The 24,305-nt window shown below is 68.4% G+C and carries 11 protein-coding genes; 4 read left to right on the plus strand and 7 right to left on the minus strand.

Going from position 1 to position 24,305, the window contains the following annotated elements:
• Positions 1-20: 20 nt before the first annotated feature.
• Positions 21-794: an ABC transporter permease gene (locus ACWDNU_RS13420; RefSeq protein WP_370934470.1), complete on the minus strand. Its 774-nt coding sequence runs from the start codon at positions 792-794 to the stop codon at positions 21-23.
• Positions 794-12,406 carry an amino acid adenylation domain-containing protein gene (locus tag ACWDNU_RS13425; protein ID WP_449669005.1) on the minus strand — a complete coding sequence of 3,871 codons (11,613 nt, stop codon included), beginning with the start codon at positions 12,404-12,406 and terminating at the stop codon, positions 794-796. Before ACWDNU_RS13425 ends, ACWDNU_RS13420 begins: the two co-directional genes overlap by 1 nt.
• A 319-nt stretch (positions 12,407-12,725) precedes the next feature.
• Here ACWDNU_RS13425 and ACWDNU_RS13430 point away from each other — a divergent pair, with 319 nt between their 5' ends.
• Together ACWDNU_RS13430 and ACWDNU_RS13435 are read left to right on the plus strand one after the other, a co-directional pair.
• Positions 12,726-13,514, plus strand: a complete 789-nt coding sequence (locus tag ACWDNU_RS13430) for an ABC transporter ATP-binding protein (RefSeq protein WP_449669006.1) — start codon at positions 12,726-12,728, stop codon at positions 13,512-13,514.
• A gap of 1 nt (position 13,515) precedes the next feature.
• On the plus strand, positions 13,516-16,089 hold the full coding sequence (locus ACWDNU_RS13435) for an ABC transporter permease (protein WP_449669007.1): 2,574 nt from the start codon (positions 13,516-13,518) through the stop codon (positions 16,087-16,089).
• A gap of 34 nt (positions 16,090-16,123) precedes the next feature.
• Here ACWDNU_RS13435 and ACWDNU_RS13440 read toward each other — a convergent pair whose 3' ends face one another.
• From ACWDNU_RS13440 to ACWDNU_RS13450, 3 genes are all read right to left on the minus strand, one after another.
• On the minus strand, positions 16,124-17,083 hold the full coding sequence (locus tag ACWDNU_RS13440; RefSeq protein ID WP_449669008.1) for a LysR family transcriptional regulator: 960 nt from the start codon (positions 17,081-17,083) through the stop codon (positions 16,124-16,126).
• A 493-nt stretch (positions 17,084-17,576) separates the two neighbouring features.
• On the minus strand, positions 17,577-18,839 hold the full coding sequence (locus ACWDNU_RS13445) for a cation:proton antiporter (protein ID WP_449669009.1): 1,263 nt from the start codon (positions 18,837-18,839) through the stop codon (positions 17,577-17,579).
• A 374-nt stretch (positions 18,840-19,213) separates the two neighbouring features.
• Positions 19,214-20,101: a LysR family transcriptional regulator gene (locus ACWDNU_RS13450; protein ID WP_449669010.1), complete on the minus strand. Its 888-nt coding sequence runs from the start codon at positions 20,099-20,101 to the stop codon at positions 19,214-19,216.
• A gap of 116 nt (positions 20,102-20,217) precedes the next feature.
• Here ACWDNU_RS13450 and ACWDNU_RS13455 point away from each other — a divergent pair, with 116 nt between their 5' ends.
• Positions 20,218-20,598, plus strand: a complete 381-nt coding sequence (locus tag ACWDNU_RS13455; protein WP_370934463.1) for a hypothetical protein — start codon at positions 20,218-20,220, stop codon at positions 20,596-20,598.
• Positions 20,595-22,169: a multicopper oxidase family protein gene (locus ACWDNU_RS13460; protein WP_449669011.1), complete on the plus strand. Its 1,575-nt coding sequence runs from the start codon at positions 20,595-20,597 to the stop codon at positions 22,167-22,169. The genes ACWDNU_RS13455 and ACWDNU_RS13460 overlap by 4 nt, the downstream gene beginning before the upstream one ends.
• Before the next feature lie 176 nt (positions 22,170-22,345).
• On the opposite strand, the gene ACWDNU_RS13465 is transcribed toward ACWDNU_RS13460, so the two are convergent.
• Both ACWDNU_RS13465 and ACWDNU_RS13470 read right to left on the minus strand, forming a co-directional pair.
• The gene (locus tag ACWDNU_RS13465; protein ID WP_449669012.1) at positions 22,346-23,002 is read right to left on the minus strand and encodes a response regulator transcription factor; all 657 of its coding nucleotides are present in this window, start codon (positions 23,000-23,002) and stop codon (positions 22,346-22,348) included.
• 42 nt (positions 23,003-23,044) lie between these two features.
• The gene (locus ACWDNU_RS13470; protein ID WP_449669013.1) at positions 23,045-24,253 is read right to left on the minus strand and encodes a sensor histidine kinase; all 1,209 of its coding nucleotides are present in this window, start codon (positions 24,251-24,253) and stop codon (positions 23,045-23,047) included.
• Between the last annotated feature and the right edge of the window lie 52 nt (positions 24,254-24,305).

Consider the following 24,305-nt stretch of genomic DNA (forward strand, 5'->3'; position numbering starts at 1 on the left):
CTCCAGCAGATATCGGGAATTCACTCGGCGGTGGCGAACCGGCGCAAACTGGCCAGCACGCTGCCGGCCAGGAGCACCGTGACAGTCACGACGAAAACCGTCCACACCTGCCCGTCGGCCGGGTCGCCCGCCGCGGCGGCGCCGTTTCCCCACAACCGGCGCACCACGGACATCACCGCACTGACCGGATTCCACTCGGCGATCGGCCGGACGAACGCTGGGAAGTTCCCGACGGGCAGGAAAGCTGTGGAGAAGAACGGCAGGACGACGACAATCAACTGGGTCACCGAGCTGATCGACTCGAGACTGCGCATGACCAATCCGAACCACGCGCCCGCCCAGACCATCGCATAGAGAAAGACGATCACCACCGCGAACCCGGCGAGCGTCGACAGCGCACCGGTGTGCGACTGCCATCCCATGAGCAAGCCGACCGCCAGGGCGAGCCCCAGCGATCCCACTCCCACCAGCAAATCGGCCAGAGTGTGCCCGGCGAGCACCGCGCTCCTGCGGATCGGCAGAGTCCGGAACCTGTCGACCAGGCCGGAGCTCAGGTCGGTCGCGACCGCGATCGCGGTCGGCCCGACCGTCGCCAGCCCCACTTGGACGGCGGCCCCGGCGAACAGGTACTCCTGGTAGCTGACTCCTCCTGGCAGCGAGATCGCCGACCGGAACAGATACCCGAGCACGACCATTGAGATCAGCGGGCTCAGCGCGACCCCGAGCACTCTTCCGGGCGAACGGCGCAGCTGCCGCAACCGCCTCTCGGCCAGTGCCAGCACCTCGACGTTCATCACCGGTCCGCCTGACGGTCGAGTTCCCCGGTGACCACCACGGCCACCTGCGCCAGCGGCTCGGCGCTCATCATGTCGTCGTGTGCCGCGCTGATCCGGTAGGCGGCGACCTCGCCGTCCACGTAAGGCCTCCACCGGCTGGTTTTCGCTTTCACCGCGCCGTCTGCGAGTCCGCCCGCAGCGGTGAACAGGAGCATCCTGCCGCGATACCGGCTGGGCACGTAGCCGTGCAGCAGCGCTTCGTGGCTGCGCATGCCGCGCACCATCGCCGAAAGCCGCTCGATCCCGAGCGCGGCGAGCGGACTCCCGTCTGAGACCAGCACCGCGTGGAGGTCGGCCGCGGTGACCTCGCGGCCGGCGAATTCGGACCGGCTGTGGCCGATCAGCTCGAGCAGCCAGCCGAACATGACCTGCTCGTCGTCGCGCTGTTCTTCCCCGGCCCGCGGGTAGGAGTCCAGATTGGCGAGCACTCCCACTTCGTCGCCGCCTGCCTGCAGCCGCGCGGCGATCTCGTAGGCGACGATCCCGCCGAAGGACCAACCGAGCAGATGGTAGGGCCCGGACGGCTGGACTTGCTTGATTCGCCGCACATAGTCGTCAGCCATCTCCCCGACCGATCGCGGCGCGGGTGCGAGTTCCGTGACGCTCGGGTCTTGCAGGCCGTACAGCGGGTATTCCGGCCCAAGGTGCTTGGCGAGGCCGAGGTAGGGCAGCGCGAACCCGACTCCGCTGTGCACGCAGAACAGCGGATTCCGTTCCCCTCCTGGTCGCATGCGGAGCACGGTCGCGAACGGATCTGTGTCCGCGGCCCGCTCGACCTCGGCGAACGCGTCCGCCATCACCCGCGCGCTCGAACCTGCTTCCGCCTCGTTGGCGCGGGCAGGCTCCGGCCGCGGCGCGATCGACGCGGCGAGCGATCTCGGTGTCTGATTGACGAAGACGTCGGCCAGCGTGATCGGCAGCCCTTCCGCACGGGCCTCGTTGACCACCCGGATCACCCGGACGCTGTCGCCGCCCTCGTCGAAGAAATTCGCCTCGACGCCAAGGGACGGGCGCTTCAGCGCGCCGGCCATGATGCGGCACAGGGCAGCCTCCGCGGTCGTCAGTCCTTCAGCGGGGGATCCTGCTTCCGGCCGGTCTGCGCGCTCTGGCGAGGGCAGGGCAGCGCGATCGAGCTTTCCGTTGGCGGTCAACGGCAATTCGTCGAGAGCCACCACGTCCGAGGGCACCATGTAGGCGGGCAGCTCGCGTGCCGCGAACGCGGCGAGATCGCTGGGATCCCAGGCGGACGGATCAGCCGGAACGACATAGGCGACAAGCCCCCGGTCCTCGAGCTTGTCCCCGTGCTCGGCAACCGCGATGTGCCGGACCGAACCGTGCCGGGCCAGCACCGATTCGACCTCGCCGAGCTCGACCCGGAACCCCCGGATTTTCACCTGGCCGTCCGTCCGGCCCGCGAAGCTCATTCGCCCGTCCGCCGTCCACCGGACAAGATCGCCGGTGCGGTACATCCGGGATCCGGGCTCGCCGAACGGATTCGCCACGAACCGCCGCGCGGTGAGCGCTTGCCTGCTGAGATAGCCGCGGCTCAGGTTCTCCCCCGCGACGTAAAGCTCGCCGGTCACGCCGCACGGCACCGGGTTGAGCGCCGCGTCCAGCACGTAGGCCTGGGTATTCCAGATCGGCCTGCCGATCGAAAGGATCTCCGGTCGCACGACGTCGTCCGCCTCGATCGGAAGCCAGGTGCAGCCCACCGTCGTCTCGGTCGGGCCGTATTCGTTGCAGACCCGGACCCCCGGATGCGCGCTCCGCCAGCGGTCGAGTTCGTCGCCGGGCAGCGGCTCGCCGCCCAGTACCAGCTCCGCGTGCGGCGAATACTGGTCCGGCAGCACCTGCAGCAAGGCGAGGTGGCTCGGTGTCCCCTTGAGGAAGGCAGGCCGCTGGTTCGCGGCTACCGCGCCTTCGGCTAGTTCGGCCAGGTGCACCGTCCCGCCGCACGTCAGCGGCCCGTACAGACCGGTGACCGTCAGATCGAACGACAGCCGGGAAGGCACGAGCGCACCGGACCGCAACGCCGGATAGGCGGCGACAGCCCAGGAAAGGTAGTTCACGACCGCCCGATGCTCGACGACTGTCCCTTTTGGACGCCCGGTGGATCCGGAGGTGTAGATCACGTAAGCGGCGTGGTCCGGCCGGATCGGTACCGCCAGGTTGTGTTCGGGATACTCGGGTCCCGGTTCGTCCAGCAGCACGGTCGGGACGCCGGCGTCCGGTACCGGCGAGCGGTCGGCGATCAAGCAGACCGGATCCGTTTCGCCGAGCATTCCGGCTGTGCGCTCGGCCGGGTTCTCAGGGTCGAGCGGCAGGTAGGCCGCACCGGTCTTGAGCACGGCGAGTGCCGCCACCACCAGTTCCGTCGATCGGGGAAGGGCGATGGCGACGATTCGTTCCGGGCCGGCCCCGGAGCGGGCGAGCCGCCACGCGAGCCGGTTGGCCGCGCGGTTCAGCTCCGAGTAAGTCAGCCGGTCGGCGCCCGCCACCACAGCGGGCACGTCCGGAGTGCGCGCCGCTTGCTCCTCGAACAGCACGGGCAGGGTGCTGGCCGGGGTCCGGTGCGCGGTATCGTTCCACCGCACCAGCATGGTGTGGCGTTCGGAGGCGGACAGCAGGTCCACCTCCCGCAGGCGGACCCCCGGATCGGCGACCGCCGCGCGCAGCAGCCGGACCAGCCGCTCGCCGAAACCGGTCACGGTCGAACCGGTGAACAGATCCCGGCTGTAGTCGATCAAGCAAGAGAGCTCGTCCTCGCCGTCGGGACCCTCGAGTTCGAGGAACTGGAAGTTGAGGTCGAACTGGGTCGTGGTCGAAGGCACGAACTCGCCTCGCACGGTGAGCCCGGGCAATCCGGCGGGCGGTCCGTACCCTTTCTCCAGCGCGATCATGACCTGGAACAACGGCTGTTTCGCCAGCGATCGTGCCGGGTTCAGCGCCTCGACGACATCGTCGAACGGCAGGTCCTGATTGGCGTAAGCGGCCAGATCCGCTTCTCGCACCCGCCCGATCAACTCCGCGAACGTCGGGTCGCCGCTCGTGTCGGCACGCAGCACGAACGTGTTGACGAAGAAGCCGACCAGGTCGTTCAACGCCACGTCGGTCCGGCCGCCGATCGGGCTGCCCAACGGAATGTCCGTCCCGCACCCGAGCTTAGTGAGCAAGCCGGCCAACGCTGCTTGCAGGACCATGAACAAGCTCGCGCCGGACGAACGCGCCAATGCGGTCAGACCGCGGTACAGATCGGCCTCGACGGCGAACGTCACCTGGCCTCCCCGATGGCTGTTGAGCGCGGGGCGCGGGAAGTCGGCGGGTACCGGGAGTTCCTCGGGGATTCCCGCCAGATTTTCCCGCCAGTACTGCAACTGGCCGCGGTAGATCTCGCTCGGGTTGTCCTCCGTGCCGAGCAGTTCCCGCTGCCACGCCGTGTAGTCGCCGTAACGGGCGGCCAGCGGGGTCCACTGTGGATCCTGTCCGGCGCGACGGGCCCGGTACGCGGCGAGCAGGTCCCGCGTCAGCGGTTCGATGGACCATCCGTCGAACACGATGTGGTGGAATACCAGCAGCAGCAGGTGTTCCTGCGGTCCGAGCACGAACAACGTCGCTCGCATGGCAGGCGCGGCGGCGAGGTCGAAACCCGTTCCGGCCTCGAGCGCGAGCGCTCTGGCGAGGTCCTGGTCCCGCAGCCGCACGGCACGCAACAGCGGATACCCCGCCGGTGCGGACAGGATTCGCTGATAGGGCTGCCCGTCGGTGCCGGGGAACACCGCACGCAGGACGTCGTGCCGTTCGACCAGATCGCGCAACGCGGCTTGAAGCGCGTCGCTGTCCAGCTTTCCGGACATGCGCAGCGCCAGCGGCACGTTGTAGGTTCCGCTCTGCCCTTCGAGCCGGTGCAGGAACCACAATCTGCGCTGTGCGAACGACAGCGGCTCGGTGCGGTCGCCGCCGTCCGCAGGGGGCGCGACAGGCGCGAGAGCTGGCCGCGCGTCGCCTGCGATCATCACGTGGTCGGCCAGCAAGGCAACCGTCCGGGATTCGAAGAGCGCCCGGATAGGCAGTTCGACGCCGAGAAGCGCGCGTGCCTTCGCGACCGCGCGCGTCGCCAGCATCGAATGCCCGCCGAAATCGAAGAAGTCGTCGTCGATGCCGATTTCCGGGAGTCCGAGCACCTCGGCGAAGACCCCGCAGAGAATCTCTTCGATCGGGTTGCGCGGCGCCCGGGACCGCGGAGAAGCGATCTGCGGCGCGGGAAGCGCCGCGCGGTCGAGTTTTCCTTGCGTGGTAATAGGAAGTTCCCCCAGCGGAACGTACGCGGACGGCACCATCGATTCCGGCAGCGACTCCGCGATGTGGTCCCGCAGGCCTGACGGCACCGCGGCGGAGCCGTCCGCGGGAACGATGTAGGCGACCAGCCGAGGGTCTCCGGGAATGTCCTCGCGGACCATGGCCGCGGCCTGGACCACTCCGTCGTGGCCGACCAGCACCGACTCGATCTCGGGCAGCTCGATCCGCAACCCGCGCAGCTGCACCTGGTCGTCGGCCCGCCCGACGTAGTCGAGGCTGCCGTCGGCCAGCCAGGACACCAGATCGCCCGTGCGGTACATCCGCTCGCCCTGTCCCGAGAACGGATCCGCCACGAACCGCCCCGCGGTCAGGCTTGGACGACCGTGGTAGCCGCGGGCCAGGCAGCCGCTGACATACAATTCCCCGACAACGCCCGGCAGCACGGGTTGCAGATTGCCGTCCAGCACGTAAACCCGATGCGCCGACGTGGGACGGCCGATCTGGGGACGGCCTTTCCCGGACAGCGGGTCGCTCATCGTCGCGCCGACGACAGATTCGGTGGGCCCGTAGCCGTTGATCATCTTCAGCCGAGGCGCCCAGCGCGCGGCGACCGCCGGAGGGCAGGCCTCGCCGGCGACGACGAGGGTCAGTCCCGTGGGCAGGACAGCGTCCTCGGGCAGCGCGGCCACCACCGCGGGCGGCAGGCCCGCGAGCGTGATGCCCGCGGTGTTGACGAGATCGACCAGTTCCTTGCCCGGGGCCCGGTTCTCGTCGCCCACCACGACCGCGAGGCCGCCTTCGAGCAACGCCACGAACAGTTCCCACACCGCGAAATCGAAGCTGTAGGAAGCGAATTGGAGCACGCGGTCGGCGGGCCCGGCGGCCACGCACTCGGCCAGTCCGTCGATCATCGCGACGAATCCGGAGTGGTCGACTACGACTCCCTTCGGCCGCCCGGTCGAGCCCGACGTGTAGATGACGTAGGCGCTGTTAGCCGGCGACAACGGACTGGTGCGCTCGTCGTCGCCTATGTTGTCGCCAGCCAGTTCGGCGAGCTCGGCATCGGACTCGTCCAGCAAAATCACCGGCAGCGAGAGCAGCGGAAGACGTTCGTGCGTCCCCGCGTCCGTGACCACGACGGCGGGAGCGGCGTCCTCGATCAGATAAGAGATGCGGTTGGCCGGGTATGCCGGATCGATCGGCAGGAAGGCTCCGCCTGCCTTGAGCACCGCCAGCGTGGCCACGGCGGACTCGACCGTGCGCGGCAGCGCCAGTGCGACGGTCCGCTCGGGGCCGACGCCGTGCCGGATCAGCAGACGGGCCAACCGGTTCGCCCGCTCGTTCAGCTCGTGGTAGGTCAGCTCGACCGCGCCGTGGACGATCGCGGACGCGTCCGAGGCCTTGCGCACTCGGCTTTCGAAGACCTCGGGCACCACCTGCGCGGGCGCCCGGCGCCCGGTGCCGGCCCATTCGCCGAGCGCCCGCCCCCGTTCGGCAGGAGTGAGCACGTCGAGCCTGCCCAGCCGCACCTCCGGCTCATCTACGACCTTGCCCAGCAAAGCCACGAACCTGTCGACCAGGCCGGAAATACGGGCACGGGAGAACACATCGGGCCGGTACTGCCCCTGCAGGCGCACCGATTCGCCGGGGTGCACGCTCAGCGCTAGCGGGTACTCGGAGATGACTCTGGCCTGCCAGCCGAGCACGGTCACTCCTGGCAGCACGCCGTCCAGCCTGCCCACGCTGTCGACCGGGTAGTTGTGATAGCTCACCACGGTGTCGAACAGCTCCCCCGCCCCGGCCTCCCGCTGGATCTCGGCGAGTCCGAGGTGCTGGTGCTCGGCGAGGGCCGACTGCCGTTCCTGCAGCTCCGCCATCGTCTCGACGACAGTCCGGTACGGATCGAGCCGGACGCGCACCGGCAGAGTGTGCATGAACACCCCGACCATGTCCTCGACCCCGGGCAGTTGCGGCGGCCGTCCCGAGTGGACTGTGCCGAACACGACGTCGTCGCGTCCGGTCAGCCTGCCGAGCAGCACCGCCCAGCAGCCTTGGACGACTGTGTTCAGGGTGAGGCCGCGAGTGCGGGCGAAGTCGCCGAGCCGGGAGGACAACGCGGAGGGAAGTTCGACGTCGAGCAGCTCCGGCAAGACGGACACCTGCCCGCGCTCGTCCGGACCGAGTTTGGTCGGCCCCGCGACGCCCTCCAGCTCCGTTGCCCAGGCCGCGCGGGCACTGTGCTTGTCCTGCGCCGCCAGCCACAGGTGGTAGCTCGTGGACGGGACGGGCGCGGGCAACGCGCCTGCCGCACCGTCCGCAGCGAGCAAAGTCAGCAGCTCGCGGCCGAGGATCGCGGACATCGACCATCCGTCGACCAGGATGTGGTGTGCGGTAACGATCAGCCGGAACCGGTCGGCGCTGAGCCTCGCGACGGTGAACCGGATCAGCGGAGGCTGCGAGACGTCGAACCGGCGCAGCCATTCGGCATCGGTGAACTCGGCCAGCTCGACCGGACCCGCCAGCCGGACCTCGTCGACCCGTGCGGTCGCCGACGCGGCGATCACCTGGACCGAATCGCCCGACGACCGGTAGCGAAACGATGCCCGCAAGCTCGGATGCCGCTCCAGCAGTGCGGCCGCGGCCGCCGCCAGCCGGTCCTGGTCCAGCGGTCCGTCGCCGTCCATGGCGACCTGCAAGGTGTAGACGTCAAGACCGTTGCGATCGAACTCGGCCTGGAACAGAAGTCCTTGCTGCAACGGCGACAGCGGCAGCACATCGGCCACCGCGCCCGTCGTCTCGAACGCCTCGATCTCCTCCTGGCTGAGGTCGACCATCGCGAAATCGGACGGGGTGTGCCCGCCGCCGGCATCCTCGCCGGCACTCGCGGCCAGCAGAACGAGCACCCGCTGCCACGTCCGGGCAAGGTCTTCGCCCTCTTCGGCGGTCAGCAGTTCGCCCGCCCATCGCCATTCGGCCGCGAGCACCGGTCCCTCCGGCCGTCCCATCACGACCGCGTCCAGCTCGAGAACGTGCCGCATCGGCATGTCCGGGCTGGCCGAGACCCCGCTGGCCCGGATCATGCTCCCGTCGAACCGGCCGAGATAGTTGAACCCGATCTGCGGCACGGAGTGCTCGGCCAGCGCCGCACTGGTCTGCCGGTTGAGATGGCGCAGCAATCCGAATCCGAGACCGCCGCGCGGAACGGCACGCAGCTGCTCCTTGATGCTCTTGACCAGCCCGGCAAGCGCCGGACCGGACCACAGCTCGTCCGCGCCGAGCTCCAGCCGAACGGGATAGACGCTGGTGAACCAGCCGATCGTGCGCGAGATATCGACGTCGTCGGAGATCTGCTCCCGGCCGTGTCCCTCGAGTTCGAGCACCACTTCCCGGACAGCCGACCCCCTCCTCCGGCGCCAGTCGACGACTGCGCAAGTCAGCGCAGCCAGCAGAATCTCGTCGATCTCGGCATGGAACGCCGCCGGCACCTCGGTCAACAACGCGGCAGTCAGCGACGCGGGCAGTTCCATGCCGAGCCGCTGGGCGGTACCGTGCCGGTCGATAGCCGGATCCAGCGCGCGGGTACCGAGGAGCGGCTCCGCACCGCGCACCTGGTTCAACCAGACGGGGAGTTCGGAAACCCGCTTCGCCGTCCGGGCTTCGTCGGTGAGCATCCGCGACCACCGGCGCAGCGATGTTCCCACCGGGCGAGGTTCCGTGCCGTGCTGCCAAGCCGCCATCAAGTCAGGCAAGAGGATCCGCCAAGACACTCCGTCGACAGCGAGATGGTGCGCGACAAGCACCAGGGTGTGCCCGTCGAGCAAGACGGCCTGCACCATCACCCCCGCCTGTGGAGAGAGGCGCGCCGTGGCATCCGCGAGCACCTCATCCGCGCCCATCGCGGACAGACCGATCACGACGTCAGCCGCGTGGACCGAACCCGGCGGTTGTATCTCCAGCGCCCAAACCCCTTCCGCGGGCACTTGCAGCCGCGTCCGGAGTGCGTCGTGGCAGTCGAGAACGGCTTGCATCGCCTCGACGAGACCGGCGACGGACAGTCCCGGCGGGACATCGAGCACGACGTACTGGCTGAACGCGGCAGCGTGGTCAACCCGTGCGGCAACGTCCTCGCGGAATCCGTACCCCGCCGGAGTCGGTTCTAGCTCGCCTACGCCGTCGGAATCCGCTGGCCGCACCGCGGTCTCGACGATTTCGGCGGCGACCTCGGCGAGCGCGGCAACCGACTTGTGCCGGAACACATCGCGCGGAGTGAGTGCGAGTCCCGCGGCCCTGGCCCGCGCTACGACCTGAATGGCGTTGATGCTGTCGCCGCCCAGCGCGAAAAAGCTGTCGTCCACGCCGACCGCGTGCACTCCCAGCACCTCGGCGAGCACGCCCGTCAGAATGCGCTCGGTCCGGGTCCGCGCAGCCGCCTTCTTCTCCGGGAAGGCCGCGGGCCGGGGCAGCGCTTTGCGGTCGATCTTGCCCGCCGGCGTCAGCGGCATTTCGTCCAGCACGACGCAGACCGCGGGGATCAGGTACTCGGGCAGCGTTTCGGCCAGATCGGCACGGATCCGGTCCGGATCCGCCGGACCGGCGGCCACGACATACCCGACGAGCCGCTTGCGCCCCCCGGACTCGTCCACCGCCGCAACCGCGTCGGCGACCGCGGGCAAGGCCCGCAACCCGGCTTCGACCTCGTCAAGTTCGATCCGATGGCCTCGGATTTTCACCTGATGGTCCCGGCGCTGCAGGAACTCGAGCTGACCGTCGCGCCGCATCCGGACCCGGTCGCCGGTGCGGTACATCCGCTCTCCGGCGCGGCCGGCCGGATCCGGGATGAAGGCCAGCGCGGTGCCCGCGGGATCGTCGAGGTACCCCCGCCCGACACCGGTACCGCCTACGTAGAGCTCGCCGGCCACTCCCGGCGGAACCGGGCGAAGATCGTCTCCGAGCACGCGGAGGCTGGTGCCTCGCACCGGGCGGCCGATCGGCGCGCGGACTCCCTCGGACTCACCGGCCCGGATCACCGCGTGAGTCACGTCGTCCGAACACTCCGTTGGCCCGTAAGCATTCATCAACGGAATGCCCGGGTACCGAGCGGCCCAGTCCCGGCACAGCTGGCCGGGAAGCGCCTCGCCCGTCACGAGCAGCCAGCGCAACCCGGGCAGCCGAGGAGCGCGGCCTTCCGGCCAGGATTCCACGGCCGCCCGCAACAGGGACGGGACGACCTCCAGGATCGTGAGGTCTTTGTCTCCGAACAACAACTCCGGATCCGCTGCGGTCTCCCGGGTAGTCACCCGCGCTTGTGCTCCGACGATCAGCGGCGCCAGCATCTGCCAGACCGAGACGTCGAAGGTGACCGGCGCGTTGCAGGCCACGACGTCCGTCGGCGACAACGCGAGGTCTTCGGCCTTGGCCAGCAGATGGTTGACCATGCCACGGCGGTGCACCATGACGCCCTTGGGCTTGCCGGTCGACCCGGAGGTATGAATCACGTACGCCAAGTCGTCCGCATGCCCGCGCGGCGGGACAAGGCCGCCCTCCCCGTCGACGCCGTCGTCGAGAACCACAATCTGTGTCTGGGCAGCGATCTCCTCGGCCAGCTCGTGATGCGCGGCGTCCGCGACAATGCACCGGACGGCACCGCCGGAAACCAGCGCGGCCAGGCGGGGCGTGGGAAGGCCGGTGTCGAGCGGCAGGAACGCGCTGCCCGCGGTCAGCGCGCCCACCACGCCCACGACGAACCCGGCACCGCGCTCGGCGAGAACAGCTGTGATCCCGTCGCTCGGCAGTCGTCTGGCGAGAGCGCTTGCCCGGCCGACCAGTTGGACGTAGGTCAGCTCGCCGTCACTGCCGGAAACCGCTACCGCGCTTGGAGTTCGCGCGGCCGCTGCCCGAATGCGTTCCACGACTCCGATGTAGTCCTCGGCCGTCGTGGCCGTGCCCGCCGCTCGCAAGGTCTCTGCCTCTCCCGGCAGCAACACGTCCAATCCGGCCAGCAGATCACCGCCCCCCTGCGAGCCGAACCGCTCGAGAAAAGCGGTGAACCGTGCGAGGTGGAGGCCGACCTCGTCTTCCGAATAACGGGCCGCGTTCCCGCTGACGTTGACCTGCAGCCCGGCAGCACCGGTGTCCGCGACCGTCACCTCGAGGTCGTCGACCAATCCGGTAGCCGGGCTGTGCGGCAGAACCCGGCATTCGCCGATGCGGAGTTCCGAGACCTGCGGAATGATGTTCAGGAACGGCCCGAACGGCCTGCGGTCATCACTGGCCAGGCCCATCTCGCGGCGGATCCTGCTCACTCGGCGCCGCTGGTGCTTGAGCGTCTTGGCGAAGTCCCGGGACACCGCCGTCACGAGTTCGTCTCTTGTCATCCCCGGCCGGACGGACACCGGCAACGGCAGGTAGTTGTTCACCATGCCGGGCACCGCACGGCTGCGCGGGTCGACTCGGGCGTGCACCGGGAGGGAAAGCACCACATCGGGCACTCCGGCAAGCCGGGAAGTGTAGGCAGCCAGCGCCGCGGCGACCACGGCCTGCCAGTTCACCCGCTGCTGCCAGGCAAGGTCCCGGAGCTGCTGCGCGACCGGGACGGGCAGCACGCCGTCCTTTCTCCAGAAGTCCGGCCCTGGAGCCGCGTCCGTGGTCGCGAGGCTGACTGGCTCCGGCGGCTCGGCGAAGCGTCCGGCCCAGAAGAGGCGGTCGCGGTCCGCTGCGGGCGAACCTCGGTAGGCGGCTTCAGCCTCCAGCAAAGCGGTCAGCGGCGGGAAGGCGCCGTCGTCAAGCGAGGTGCCGTCGGTCATCGCCTCGTAGATCGCTGCCAGGCGCTGCCAATACACGACATAGCTGTAGCCGTCCGACATCAAGTGGTGGTTGCACATGTAGAACAGCGCCCGGCCGGGACCGGTCCGCAGCAACGCGAGCCGGAACAATGGGAACTCGGCGATGTCGAACGGCTCGCGCAGGTCCCGGGCGATCCACTCGCGTGCCGCCGCGTCCGGGTCGGCCGCGCCGGTGAGATCGTGTTCTGTCATCGGGATTTCCGGCAACGCCTCCACAATCTGCCTCGGCTCGCCGTCCGATTCGACATACCGGGTTCTCGTGCATTCGGCCTCGTCGACCAGCCGTCGTACCGCGGCACGGAAAACATCGTGGTCGAGCGGTCCCCGGATGTCCCAGTAGGCCGCCGTGTTGTACGCCGGACCACCGCCGGTGAGCTTTTCGTCGAACCAGATGTCTTTTTGGCCTTCAGTCAACGGCACGCTGGTAGTCATGCATCACTCCTGGGAAGACATCGTCGCCCGGCCGATCGTCGTCGCGCCGGCTGACGAAGCACTGACCATGCACTGACGTTCCCGACGCCTCCCGGCCGCCCGCCGCCCACCGCGGAGTGCGGATCAGCGATCGGTCAGCGAAAACTGGAATAATGTCCTGCTCAACCGCGTCTCAACCGAACAGAAATTGTTTTCGGAACCGCTGATCCGGCACCTTCGTGGACGGACCCAAACCGGGTCGGGCACAATTCGCGGAGAACACGCCTCGCTCTCGGACAGCACTCGAAGACGAGGTGACATCGTCCGGGGAGTTGACTGAATGGATCAGTACGAAAACGGGAAGCCAGCACCCGCGGTTCTCCTGGAAAACGTACGCAAGGTATACGGAAAAGGCGATTCCGCGGTGACGGCGCTCGACGGCGTGACCGCGTCCTTCCCGCACGGAACTTTCACCGCGGTGATGGGTCCGTCCGGTTCGGGCAAAAGCACGCTGCTGCACTGTGCGGCCGGGCTGGACAAGCCAGACTCCGGCTCCGTGCGGCTGGAAGGCGAAAGCCTGGAGAAACTGAACGAAACCGAGCTGACCACGTTGCGCCGGGACCGGATCGGGTTCGTCTTCCAAGCGTTCAACTTGCTGCCGGCGTTGACGGTCTCTCAGAACGTGACGGCTCCGATGCTGCTCGCCCGCCGGAAACCGAACAAGGCCAAGGTGCGCGAGGTGATCGCCGCCGTCGGGCTCGACGACCGGCGCGACCATCTGCCCGACCAGCTCTCCGGCGGCCAGCAGCAGCGCGTCGCGATAGCCCGCGCGCTGGTGACCCGGCCCGCGGTGATCTTCGCCGACGAGCCGACCGGCGCGCTGGACATCAAGACCTCCACGGACGTCCTCCGCTTGCTTCGGGACTCGGTGCGCTCGGCCGGCCACACGATCGTCATGGTCACGCACGATCCGGTCGCGGCTTCGTACGCGGATGCCGTGCTGTTCCTCGGCGACGGCAGGCTCGTGGGCAGGCTTCTGTCCCCCACCGCCGACGCGGTCGCCGAGCGGATGAGCCATCTCGGCGAGATGGCCGAGCAGAACCGGCGCCGTCCGGCGGGGAGAGCTTGACATGCTCGTATTGGTCCTGCGCGGTCTGCGCAAACGCATCGGCGGTTTCGTCGCCACGTTCGTCGCGTTGCTGTTCGGCACCACGATCGTCGTGGCGTGCGCTGGTTTGATGGAGTCCGGCATCCAGACCGCCGTTCCGCCGCGGCGCCTCGCTCAGGCATCAGTGGTGCTCGCCGGCAGCCAAACCTTCCCGCTGCCGCAAGAGGATCCGGCGGCGCAACGCGATCCGGACGAAGCACTGCAGACGGTGAAAGCCACCCTTCCCGAACGAGTCCGGCTGGACGCCGGCCTCGTGCACCGCGTCCTGCAGGTGCCCGGCGTTACCGGAGCAGTCGGCGACCTCTCGTTCGCCGCGACGATGCTGCCCACCGGCGAGGCCGCCACAGGTCACGGCTGGGCTTCCGCGGCACTCGGCCCCTACTCGCTGGCCGAAGGCTCCGCACCGGGATCCGACGGAGTCGTGCTCGACCGGACTCTCGCCGGCCGGGCGGGCCTGCACGTCGGCGATCGCCTCGACCTCGGCATCCGCGGGGCCGTGCATCAGTTCCAGGTGGCCGGGATCGCCGCACCCGACGCGGGAAGCCCGTTGCGCGAAGCGGCACTGTTCTTCCTGGACTCCGAGGCCGGCCAGTTGTCCGGACACGCTGGGAAAGTCGACGACATCGCGGTCCGGACCGCACCCGGTGTGCCGGCCGGCGAGACGGCCGCGAAGATCACCGCGGCGCTCAACGTCCCCTTCATGACAGCGCTCACCGGGGACGACCGCGGACTTGCCGAGTTCCCCGAAGCGGAAGGCCGAAGCAGTGATGTGATCACTCTTTCCGCGGTCTCCGGCGGCATGGCCACCGCAGTGGCTGTCTTCGTCGTCGCGAGCACCCTGATGCTGTCGATCCAGCAACGCGGGCGGGAACTGGCGTTGCTGCGGGCGATCGGGGCCACCCCCGGCCAGACACGCCGGATGGTGGTGGGCGAGACCACGATCATCGCGGTTCTCGCCGCTGTTCTCGCGATCGTCCCCGGAATGCTGTTCGGCTCCTGGCTCTTCGGCAGACTCAGCGAACACGGGGTCGTGCCGGAAGCCATGGCATACCGGCAAAGCTGGGTCTCGATCCTGGCGGGTGCGGGCGCGATTCTGCTCGCCGCGCTGCTCGCGGCCTGGATCGCGGGCCGCCGGGCGGCCCGCACGCGCCCGATCGAGGCGCTCGGCGAGGCGGAGATCCCGCGCACCTGGTTCACCCCGGCGCGGGCGATCCTCGCGGTGCTGTGCTTCGGTGGCGGAATCGCGCTGTTCATCGTGACGATCGCCGTGATGACCGGACCGGTCGCGGCCAGCACCGCAGGTCCGTCAGTCCTGCTGTGGGCGATCGGGCTCGCCATGATCAGCCCGGCCGCCACCCGGGCGGCCGCCGCGGTTCTGCAATGGCCGATCCGGTGGCTCAGCGGGGCCGCGGGCAAGTTCGCGGTGCTGAACGCGCGAGCCAGGGTCGTGCCGGTGGCTGCCGCGGTCACCCCGATCATGCTGGCGGTAGGCGTTACCACCGCGAACCTCTACCTGCAGACCACCCAGGACGCGGTAGCCGGGCAGGCAGCGGCCGCGAGCCTCCGCGCGGACGCGGTGGTGAACTCCTCCCCTTCCGGCGTACCGCCCGGATTGGCGGCTCGGCTGCAGGTGCTCCCGGGTGTCTCCGGCGTCGCCGAAACGGCGCACAGCAGGGTGTTCGTCGTCGCGCCGTACGAGAGAACACAGGACATCTTCGGATTCCCGGCCCTGGGCGTGACGGGCCGGGGAGCCGCCGCGACCACCGCGATCGCACTCAGCGCGGGCACGCTCGCGGATCTGACCGGCTCGGCCGTGGTCCTGCCTTCCGACTCCGCGGGCCTGCTCCACCGCGGGATCGGCGACACGATCACGCTCCGGATGGGCGACGGCGAGACCGAGGACGTACGCGTCGTCGGCCTCTCTTCCCCGAATCCCGGCGCAGAGCAATTCCTCCTTCCCGTCGAGTTGCTCGCGAAGCACACGACGGGCGGAGTGGTCACTTCGATTCTGGTGCGGGCAGCGCCGGGAACCGACCCGGCGCGGCTGACCTCAGTTCTCGACGCCGCGGTTCGCACCGAACCCGCGGTCCGGGTCAGCGACCGCGCGACGACTGCGGCCGCGCAAAGCGAGAGCCGGAAGACCGGCGCGTGGGTCAACTACCTGATGAGCGGCATGATCACGACCTACACCGCGATCTCGGTCGTCAACACCCTGGTGATGGCCACCGCGCGGCGACGGCGGGAGTTCGGCCTGCAGCGGCTCACCGGCGCGACCCGGGCCCAGGTGCTGCGCATGATGGGTGTCGAGGGCCTTCTCGTCGCGCTGATCGGGATCGTGCTCGGCACCTTGGTCGCCGCAGTGGCGATCATGCCTTTCACGCTTGTGGCGGGCGATTCCATCCTGCCGTCCGGCCCGCCGTGGATCTACCTGACGATCATCGGAGCCGCGGCATTGCTCGCGCTGATCGCGACTTTGTCGCCCGCGTGGTCGGCAACCCGGTCGCGCCCGGTCAACGCGGCCCAGGACCTCTCCTGACCGGTCCCCGGCCGGAGTGGCGGCGAGGGGCCGGTCAGTACATCAACCTGCTCAGTTCCGGGTAGACGTCGACGTTCTCGAGCAACCAGGCGCGATAGCTCGGAACTCGCAGGGAAAGCTCGCGAAAGTGCGCGCGGAGAGCGTCGAGCAGCAACTCGACCGCGTCCGCGTCGATGGCGCCCTTCCGCCAGAACAGGCCGACCTTGCTGCTGGGAATCTCTCGCACAGCGACCAGCTCGACACCTTGGATCGGCCCGGTCGGCGTGGTCAGCGCGGCAGCCTCGCCCTGCCGGACCCAGTTCAGAGCTTCCACTTGGCCGCCGACCTCGTGCACAACCTCCGGCCCGCCGCTGTCGAAGTCGCTGAACAGCCGCTCCTCCACGGCTCGGAAGCGATGTCCTGGCGTGTGCCGGACCCAGGTCAGGCCAGCCAGTTGCGCCGAACTCAGCATGGGTTCGGCCGCGTACGGATGGCCGAAGGGCAATGCGAGGCAGATCGGTTCCCGCAGGACGACCTCCGTATCCAGCCCCGGATCGAGGTGGAGAGCCGGCCCCGGAACCTCGAGAGCCGGAACCAGCGCCGCGGTGATGGCCCCGGCGCCAACCGCCCCCAGCGCAGCGTCCGGCTCCATGGTGACGGTCTGGATCTTGCGGTCTCCCACCGCTTCGCGAATCGCTTTGGTCAGGCTGACCCGTACTCCCTCCGCGACCCCGATCTTGACCACTGTGGCCGACAGCGAGAATGCTTCGGCCATCACGGCCTCGGCCCGGTCGGCCAACTCGACCAGCATCGGGATCAGCCGTTCGCCCCGTGGCGTGGGCAGCACGCCGACGCTGGAGCGTACGAACAGTTCGCCGCCGAGGAGTCGCTCGATCCTGCGTAGCTGCGCGCTGACGCTGGGCTGGGGAAGATCCAGCCTCGCCGCCGCTCTGGAGATGCTCCCCATTTCGGCCAAAGCTGCGACGATCCGCGCGTGCCGGACTTCGATCTGCATCGCCGCCCCCGAATCAGTCGCGGATTCTGAGTTCCGCGGAAGAAACCGCAGACCTCGAACCCGCCATCTCCGCACGCCAAAACGCACATCTCAGCGAAGAGAAGTACCCCCTCACACGCCACCCCCCTCTCGCGCACGGCCCCTTGGCTTGACGCCCCCGCGCCGAGCCGCGCATTCGAATTTCGCCCCGTGGGCCGGAAGGAGTCCCCTGCACACCTCCAGCCAATCCCGTTCCCCACCTCACCACAAACCAGGGGCAGCGATCCAGACCTACTTGAAAGTAATTCCGGTCAACGGTAGTGACCAGCCGATTACCCACGGCTCGATCGTATTGATCTCGACCTCGACCGAATGTGCGCAAACAATCCGGAGTAGCTAAATCCTTCACCGGAAATCCCTGCCACAGAACAGGTTCCGTCCCCTGCGACGAAGTCCCCGCGCGGTCGCTCCTGCCTGTGATGCAGAAGATTTCCCCGCTTCCCGCTTCGGCGGACTATTCGGGTGTCGCGTCCGCCGGGGCAGGAACCCGGCGCTCCAGCAGGCGCAACAACGGACCGGTCAGCACTGTGACCGCCACCGCCATGATCACCAGCGCCACGAAAAGCGGAGCACTGATTATTCCCGCACTGAAGCCGACTTTGAGAACGATAAGCTCAGTAAGACCTCGCATATTCATGAGAACTCCCACTCGAAGCGCAGTGTGCCGGGATTCGCCGCCCAGCCTCGCCCCGAGATAGCTCCCACCGCCCTTGCCCACCACCGCCAGCACGATCGCGACGACGATCAACGGCCAGTGCAGGGCGGAAACCCCTCGCGCGAACACCGTGATTCCGGTGACGACGAAGAACGCCGGGAGGAACGCCTTTCCCGCCTTGCCTATGGGGACGACCCGCTTGGCCCACGGCGCGTCCGCACGCTCGGCGGGAATGGCCAGCCCGATCAGGACCGCACCGAACACCGCAGTGAGACCAAGTCTCTCCGCAGCCAGCCCCATGGCGATCGCGGCGGCCCCCAGCAGCACAGAGGTCGACCACGGCATCCGCGTGCACAGGACGCTCGCGGCTCTGGTCCGAGCCGCCTGCCGCACCAGAAACGCCACCAGCGCACCTCCGGCCAGCACCGCCATGACCCGGAAGAAGCCGCTCATCTCGCCGGAGTTCAGCCCGACCGAGATCGACAACAGCAGCCAGCCGAAGGTGTCGATGACGACTGCCGCCGTCATTGCCAGGCCCCCGGCCACCGTGTCGGTCAGCCCGCAATCGGCAAGCATTCTCGCCAGCACAGGCACTGCCGTGATCGAGGTGGCGGTCGCACACATCAACAAGAACGAAGGCAAGGACGCGTGCCCCCGAACCGCACCGTCCTCAGCGAAGAGGATCCAGCAGGCGAGCAGCACGCCCGCCAGCAAGGCCGGCACGAGGCCTCCCGCCACGGTCCATCCCGTAGTCCGGCCGTGCAGTCGCTGCCCGCTGTGGTGCAGCCGGTGCGTCAACCCGACCAGGAACAGCACCAAACCGATGTCCGCGAACAGCTTCAAAACATCCAGAACCGAGTCGGGAAGAACTGTGCTGAACGACCTCGGCCCCAGCAACGCGACCGCGGCGGGTCCAGCCGCGAGACCGGCCACGATCTCGCCGATGACCTCGGGCTGCCGAAGGACTCTCGCCGCCAGCCGGCCCAGCCAGCCGATCACGAACACGACAGCGAGCGTCGTGACCACTTGCACGCATTCCCGAACGACCTCCATAGCGGCCATGACTATGATGCTCGACCTATTCGCTGACGATCGACTGATCAACGGCTGACCACGGAAAGCCAACGAGAGACGCCCGGGGACGAGACCTGGGAGAAATAGTTCAACCAGAGAAAGTCCCACACGGGAAATAATTTACCGACCCGGCAATGCCCGAATTTCTGTCATTCGTTGCCCGAACGTCCCAGCACGGGATTCTGCACGCTCTTCGCCTCGGAGGCTCGAAAGCCGTCATGCCTGCGGTATGCCCTTCCTGAGTGCCGGGAACTGCGCGGCGGCAAAGCTCTCCGAGCGGCTCCGCTGTCATGTACACGAAGACAGCGGTCTTGGGCGATCAGTCAAGATCATGAGCCGGGGCGACGAAGCTGAGCTGCGGGCTAGGAGCGTCGGCGGGCCGCGAAGTAAGCAGTCGAGAACTCGGTCAGCCGTTGTGCCGCAGCGGAAACATACGTGTCCGCACGTTGCACCACGGTCAGCGTCCGGTAGCAATCCGGAACATCCAATCGCAGCCCGACGGCCGTCTCGTCCTTGGCAGCCTGTCGGGCTACCTCCGGGACCAAACCGATACCCAGACCGCTCGCGATCAGTTGGCCGGTCGCGCCGGGTTCGTCGCTCTCGCAGGAGTAGTGGGGTTCCAGACCGGCCTCGGCGAAGAGGCGGTCGGCCAGGGTGCGGGGCCAGTAGCCGGGCCTCGTGGTCACCATCGGCTCGTTCTCGAGGTCCGCCATCCGCACGAGTTTCCGTCCCGCGAGCCGGTGCGTGCCGGGTACGGCTAGCAGCACCTCCTCGCGCAGCAGTTCCTTAGCCTGCAAGCCGGGCTGCAGCAGCGGCTGCGAGGCGAAGCACAGATCGACCTCGCCCGCGCACAGCTGCTGCGCCATGGTTTCCGCCGAGGATTGGTACAGCCGCAGCTCGATGCCGGGGTACTCCGCGCGGAAGGCGCTCATCAGGCCGGTGAGCGTGAGCAGGGTTTCCGACGCGACGGCGACCCGGCCGTGGTCCAGACCGGCCAGGTCGACGAGTTCCTGACGGGCGTCGTCGAGCTCGCGCAGGGCCCGGTCGACGCGGCGCAGGAACGTGGTGCCGAAGTGGTTGAGCCGCAGCCCGCGACCGGCCCGTTCGAACAGCGGCACGCCGAGATCCGCTTCCAGCCGCGCGATCGCCCGGCTCAGCGACGGCTGCGCGATGTGCAGCTCGGCCGCGGCCTGGCTGAGGTGGCCGCGGTAGGCGACCGCCTGGAAGTAGCGCAGCTGCAGCAGGTCCATCTCATAGCTCCGAGGTCATGAGTATATGCCGTATTTGGTCTTGGACGGCATGAGAAGTTCAGCCTAGCGTCTGTTCGGGGGAAGATTCACGCGCACAAGGGGGAACAGTGGCCGAAATGGCCCGCACACGCGGGCGGACATTGCTGGTGGTGCTGCGGGTCTTCGTGACGCTCCACGCCGTCGCGATCCTGGGCCAGCCGGTATTCGCCGGACGGTATCTGATCGGCGATTACGGCATGCTGGCGCTGCACGAACTCGGCGCGAACATCGTGTCGACGATCGCGCTCGCACAGCTCGTGCCCGCCGCGCTGTACTGGTGGCGCGGCGGCGTCCAGTGGCCGTTCTGGGCGAGCCTGCTGCTGGCCGGCGGCGAGACCGCGCAGTACTTCGCGGGCTTGGCCGGTGCGCTTGACCTGCACATTCCACTCGGCGTCGCGCTGGTCGCGATCGCGCTCGGGACGTTGTTCGGCATCTGGCGGACCGGGGCGCGGCGATGAGCGGGATGTCGCGACGCCGGTTTCTCGGGCTGGCGGGCGGTGCCGGCGCGCTGCTCACTGCCGGGTTCGTCGCACCGCGGTTGTTGCGGCCCGCTGCGGCGACCGGCGAGCTGTTGACCAGCGAAGTGCCGCTGCCGCAACCGTTTCAGGTCCCCTTGCCGCTGCCGCCGGTGCTGAAGCCGGTATCGCGCGACGGCGGCGTCGACCGGTACGAGATCGTCCAGCGGGCAAGCACCGCGGAGATACTGCCCGGGCTGCGCACGCCGATTTGGGGCTACCAAGGAACTTTTCCCGGTCCGACGATCGAATCCCGGAGCGGCCGGACCACGATCGTGCGGCACCGGAACGAACTTCCGGTCCCGACGGTCGTGCACCTGCACGGCGGCCGCACACCGCCGGAGTCCGACGGATACGCCACCGACCTCGTCCTGCCCGCCGACGGCCGGTACCTCGCCAGCGCCGGGCACGGCCATTCGGGGATGGCTGATCCGGACGCCGTCGTCACCACCGGCACCCGCGAGTACACGTATCCGTTGCAGCAGAAGGCCGCGATGCTCTGGTATCACGACCATCGGATGGATTTCACCGGCCCGGCGGTGTATCGCGGGCTCGCCGGACTGCACATCGTGCGCGACGCCGAGGAAGACGACCTGCCGCTGCCGCGCGGCGAGCGGGAGATCCCGCTGATGATCACCGACCGCGCGTTCGCCGAAGACGGATCGATGCGGTACCCGTCGCTCGACCCATCGCTGCGAACCGTGCCCGGCGTGGAAGATGCTTACGCCGCAGGGGTTCTCGGTGACGTGCTGCTGGTGAACGGCGCACCATGGCCGGTCGCGGAAGTGTCCGCGACCCGATATCGGCTGCGCTTCCTCAACGGTTCCAACGCCCGCCGCTACGACCTCGCGCTCGACCCGCCGCCGCCGAACGGGCCCGCGTTCACGCAAATCGGCTCGGATCAGGGCTTGCTCAACGCCCCGCGCGGCCACGAACATCTGCCGATCGCGCCTGCCGAACGGTACGACACGGTGGTCGATTTCGGCACCTATCCAGTCGGTACCGAGGTGACGCTGATCAACCGTCTCGGCACCGGGACTACCGCGCAGGTCATGCGCTTCCGCGTCGTCCGCCGGGCGAAGGACGACAGCCGCATCCCGGCGAGACTGTCCGAAGTGGAGCGCCTTGATCGTGCACAAGCGACAGTGACGCGCGAGTTCGCCTTCCGAAGTGGACAGTTCAACGGCAGGCACGGCTGGACCATCGGCGGCGAGGCTTTCACTCCGACGCGCATCGCGGCCCAGCCGAAACTCGGCGATATCGAAATCTGGCGCTTCGTCGCGGATCTGCACCATCCGATCCACCTGCACCTGGTGCACTTCCAGGTGCTTTCCCGCGGCGGCAAGGACCCCGCTCCGCACGACGCGGGCCGCAAGGACACTGTGGACCTTCAGCCCGGCGAAGCAGTCGAGGTGATCGCCCGGTTCGACGGCTATCGCGGGCGGTACATGTTCCATTGCCACAATGCCGAACACGAGGACATGGGGATGATGGCCACGTTCAAGACCGTCTAGGAGGTGGCGCGAGCAGGATCGGGTCCACACCCCCAGCCGCCGTGCACCCGGACGGACGCGACGACGAAGGTGACCACGACCGCCAGCAGGCTGCTGCCCACGCCGAGAAGAACGAGGGTCCGGCCGATGGCGTCCCGTCCGCAGCTATGCTGGCCTGATTCGGGACCGGCCCCGGATCAGGCCAGCCGGTACCCAGCCCCCGCGACCGTCTCGATCACCGGCGGCAACCCGAGTTTCCGGCGCAACGTCATCACCGTGACCCGCACCGTGTTCGTGAACGGATCGGCGTGCTCGTCCCACGCCTTCTCCAGCAACTGCTCCGCACTCACCACCGTCCCGTCCGCGCGCATCAGGACCTCCAGCACCGCGAACTCCTTGGGCGACAACGGCAAGAACCGGCCGTCGCGGGACGCCTGATGCCTCGGCAGATCCAGCACCAGCCCAGCCGCCTCCAGCACCGGCGGCAACGCCGGACGCGCGCGGCGAGCCAGCGCGTGCACCCGGGCGACCAATTCCGCGAACACGAACGGTTTGGTCAGGTAATCGTCCGCGCCGAGGTTCAGACCATCGATGCGATCGGTGACGTCGGCGGCGGAGGTGAGCATGATGACCCGGGTCTCGCCGCCCGCGTCGACGATCGCCGCGCACACCTGGTCGCCGTGGACGGTCGGCAGGTCCCGGTCGAGGACGACGACGTCGTAGGCGTGCACGGCGACCCGTTCGAGCGCCTCGCCGCCGTCGTAGCAGACGTCCACCGCGATCGAATGGCGCCGCAACCCCTCGGCGATCGAATCCGCCAGGAGCGGCTCGTCCTCGACAATCAGTACCCGCATTCGATCATCATGCCTTGAATGGCGATAAAGAGAAGATAAGGATCAGGCAGGCAGGTATACGTCGACGGTCAGCCCGCCGTTCGGGTTGGCCCGCGCCGATACATCACCGTCGTGTGCGCGGGCGACGGAACGGACGATCGACAACCCCAGCCCGGAGTGGTCAGCCGCACCGGTGCGATCCGGTTTTCCCCGTCGAAACGGCTCGAACAAGCCCGGCACTGCGGCCTCGTCCACATTGGACCCGGAGTTCCGCACACTCAACGCGGGCGTCGCACCAATCGTCACCGACACCCAGCCATCCGGAACGTTGTAGCTGATCGCATTGCTCACCAGATTCAGCACCAACCGTTCGAGCAGCACCGCATCGCCGATCACCGTCCGCGCGCGCAGGCGGGTTTCCACTGTCACGCCAGCCTCCTTCGCCTGCGCGGCAGTGAGTTTCACGACCGAACGGACCACTTTGTCCAGTCGCACCGGTGCCCGAGCACTGAGGCCGCGATCGCTGCGGGCAAGCACCAGCAGTCCCTCGATCAGCCGTTCGCTGCGTTCGTTCGTCTGCAACAGATGCGCACCAAGTTTGGTCAGCACCGGCCCAGCATCGGGGTTCTCCAGCGCGACCTCGATCAGCGTGCGCTGCACCGCGAGCGGCGTCCGTAACTCGTGCGAAGCGTTGGCCACAAACCGTTTCTGGCTGTCGAACGAACCGGCTAGACGGTCCAGCATGCTGTCGAAAGTATCGGCGAGTTCCTTCAGTTCATCACGCGGGCCGTCGAGGTTGATCCGTTGATCGAGCTTTCCCGCTTCGAGGCGCCGCGCGGTCGAGGTGATGGTGTGCAGGGGTCGCAGCGCGCGTCCGGCCATGAACCAGCCGAACAGCAATGCCAGCGCCGCCGTCACCACCAGCGCGATCGCCGACGCGAGGACCAAAGTGGACATTGTCGAACTGCGGTAATCGGTGAGCACGGCCGTGGCCACCCGCTCAGCCGAAGCCGAAGCGGCATCCGCTGGGATCGCGCTGAAAGTCGCGTCGGCAGGAAGCGCGTCGGCGGACATCGCCTGGCCCAGTTTCAGCGACACTCCGTCGCCGAGATACTGCGCGGGCGCGGGCAGTTCGTTGCTGACGACGACATAGGTGACCACCACCAGCACGATTCCGGCCAGCAGGAAGAACCCGCCGTACAGCGCGGTCAGCCGGGTCCGCACGGACAGCCGCAGCGGGCCCCGGCGCGCGTCGGCGTTCTTCTCGGCCAAGGATCCTCCAAGGTCGTCGCTGCCGACAGTCTGTCGGATCCGGGCATAAGGA

The sequence above is a fragment of the Amycolatopsis sp. NPDC003676 genome (assembly GCF_053587275.1).

Coding starts and splice junctions, on each gene's coding strand:
- ACWDNU_RS13420 (WP_370934470.1), bottom strand. CDS start 794: ATGAACGTCGAGGTGCTGGCACTGGCCGAGAGGCGGTTGCGGCAGCTG.
- ACWDNU_RS13425 (WP_449669005.1), bottom strand. CDS start 12,406: ATGACTACCAGCGTGCCGTTGACTGAAGGCCAAAAAGACATCTGGTTC.
- ACWDNU_RS13430 (WP_449669006.1), top strand. CDS start 12,726: ATGGATCAGTACGAAAACGGGAAGCCAGCACCCGCGGTTCTCCTGGAA.
- ACWDNU_RS13435 (WP_449669007.1), top strand. CDS start 13,516: ATGCTCGTATTGGTCCTGCGCGGTCTGCGCAAACGCATCGGCGGTTTC.
- ACWDNU_RS13440 (WP_449669008.1), bottom strand. CDS start 17,083: ATGCAGATCGAAGTCCGGCACGCGCGGATCGTCGCAGCTTTGGCCGAA.
- ACWDNU_RS13445 (WP_449669009.1), bottom strand. CDS start 18,839: ATGGCCGCTATGGAGGTCGTTCGGGAATGCGTGCAAGTGGTCACGACG.
- ACWDNU_RS13450 (WP_449669010.1), bottom strand. CDS start 20,101: ATGGACCTGCTGCAGCTGCGCTACTTCCAGGCGGTCGCCTACCGCGGC.
- ACWDNU_RS13455 (WP_370934463.1), top strand. CDS start 20,218: ATGGCCCGCACACGCGGGCGGACATTGCTGGTGGTGCTGCGGGTCTTC.
- ACWDNU_RS13460 (WP_449669011.1), top strand. CDS start 20,595: ATGAGCGGGATGTCGCGACGCCGGTTTCTCGGGCTGGCGGGCGGTGCC.
- ACWDNU_RS13465 (WP_449669012.1), bottom strand. CDS start 23,002: ATGCGGGTACTGATTGTCGAGGACGAGCCGCTCCTGGCGGATTCGATC.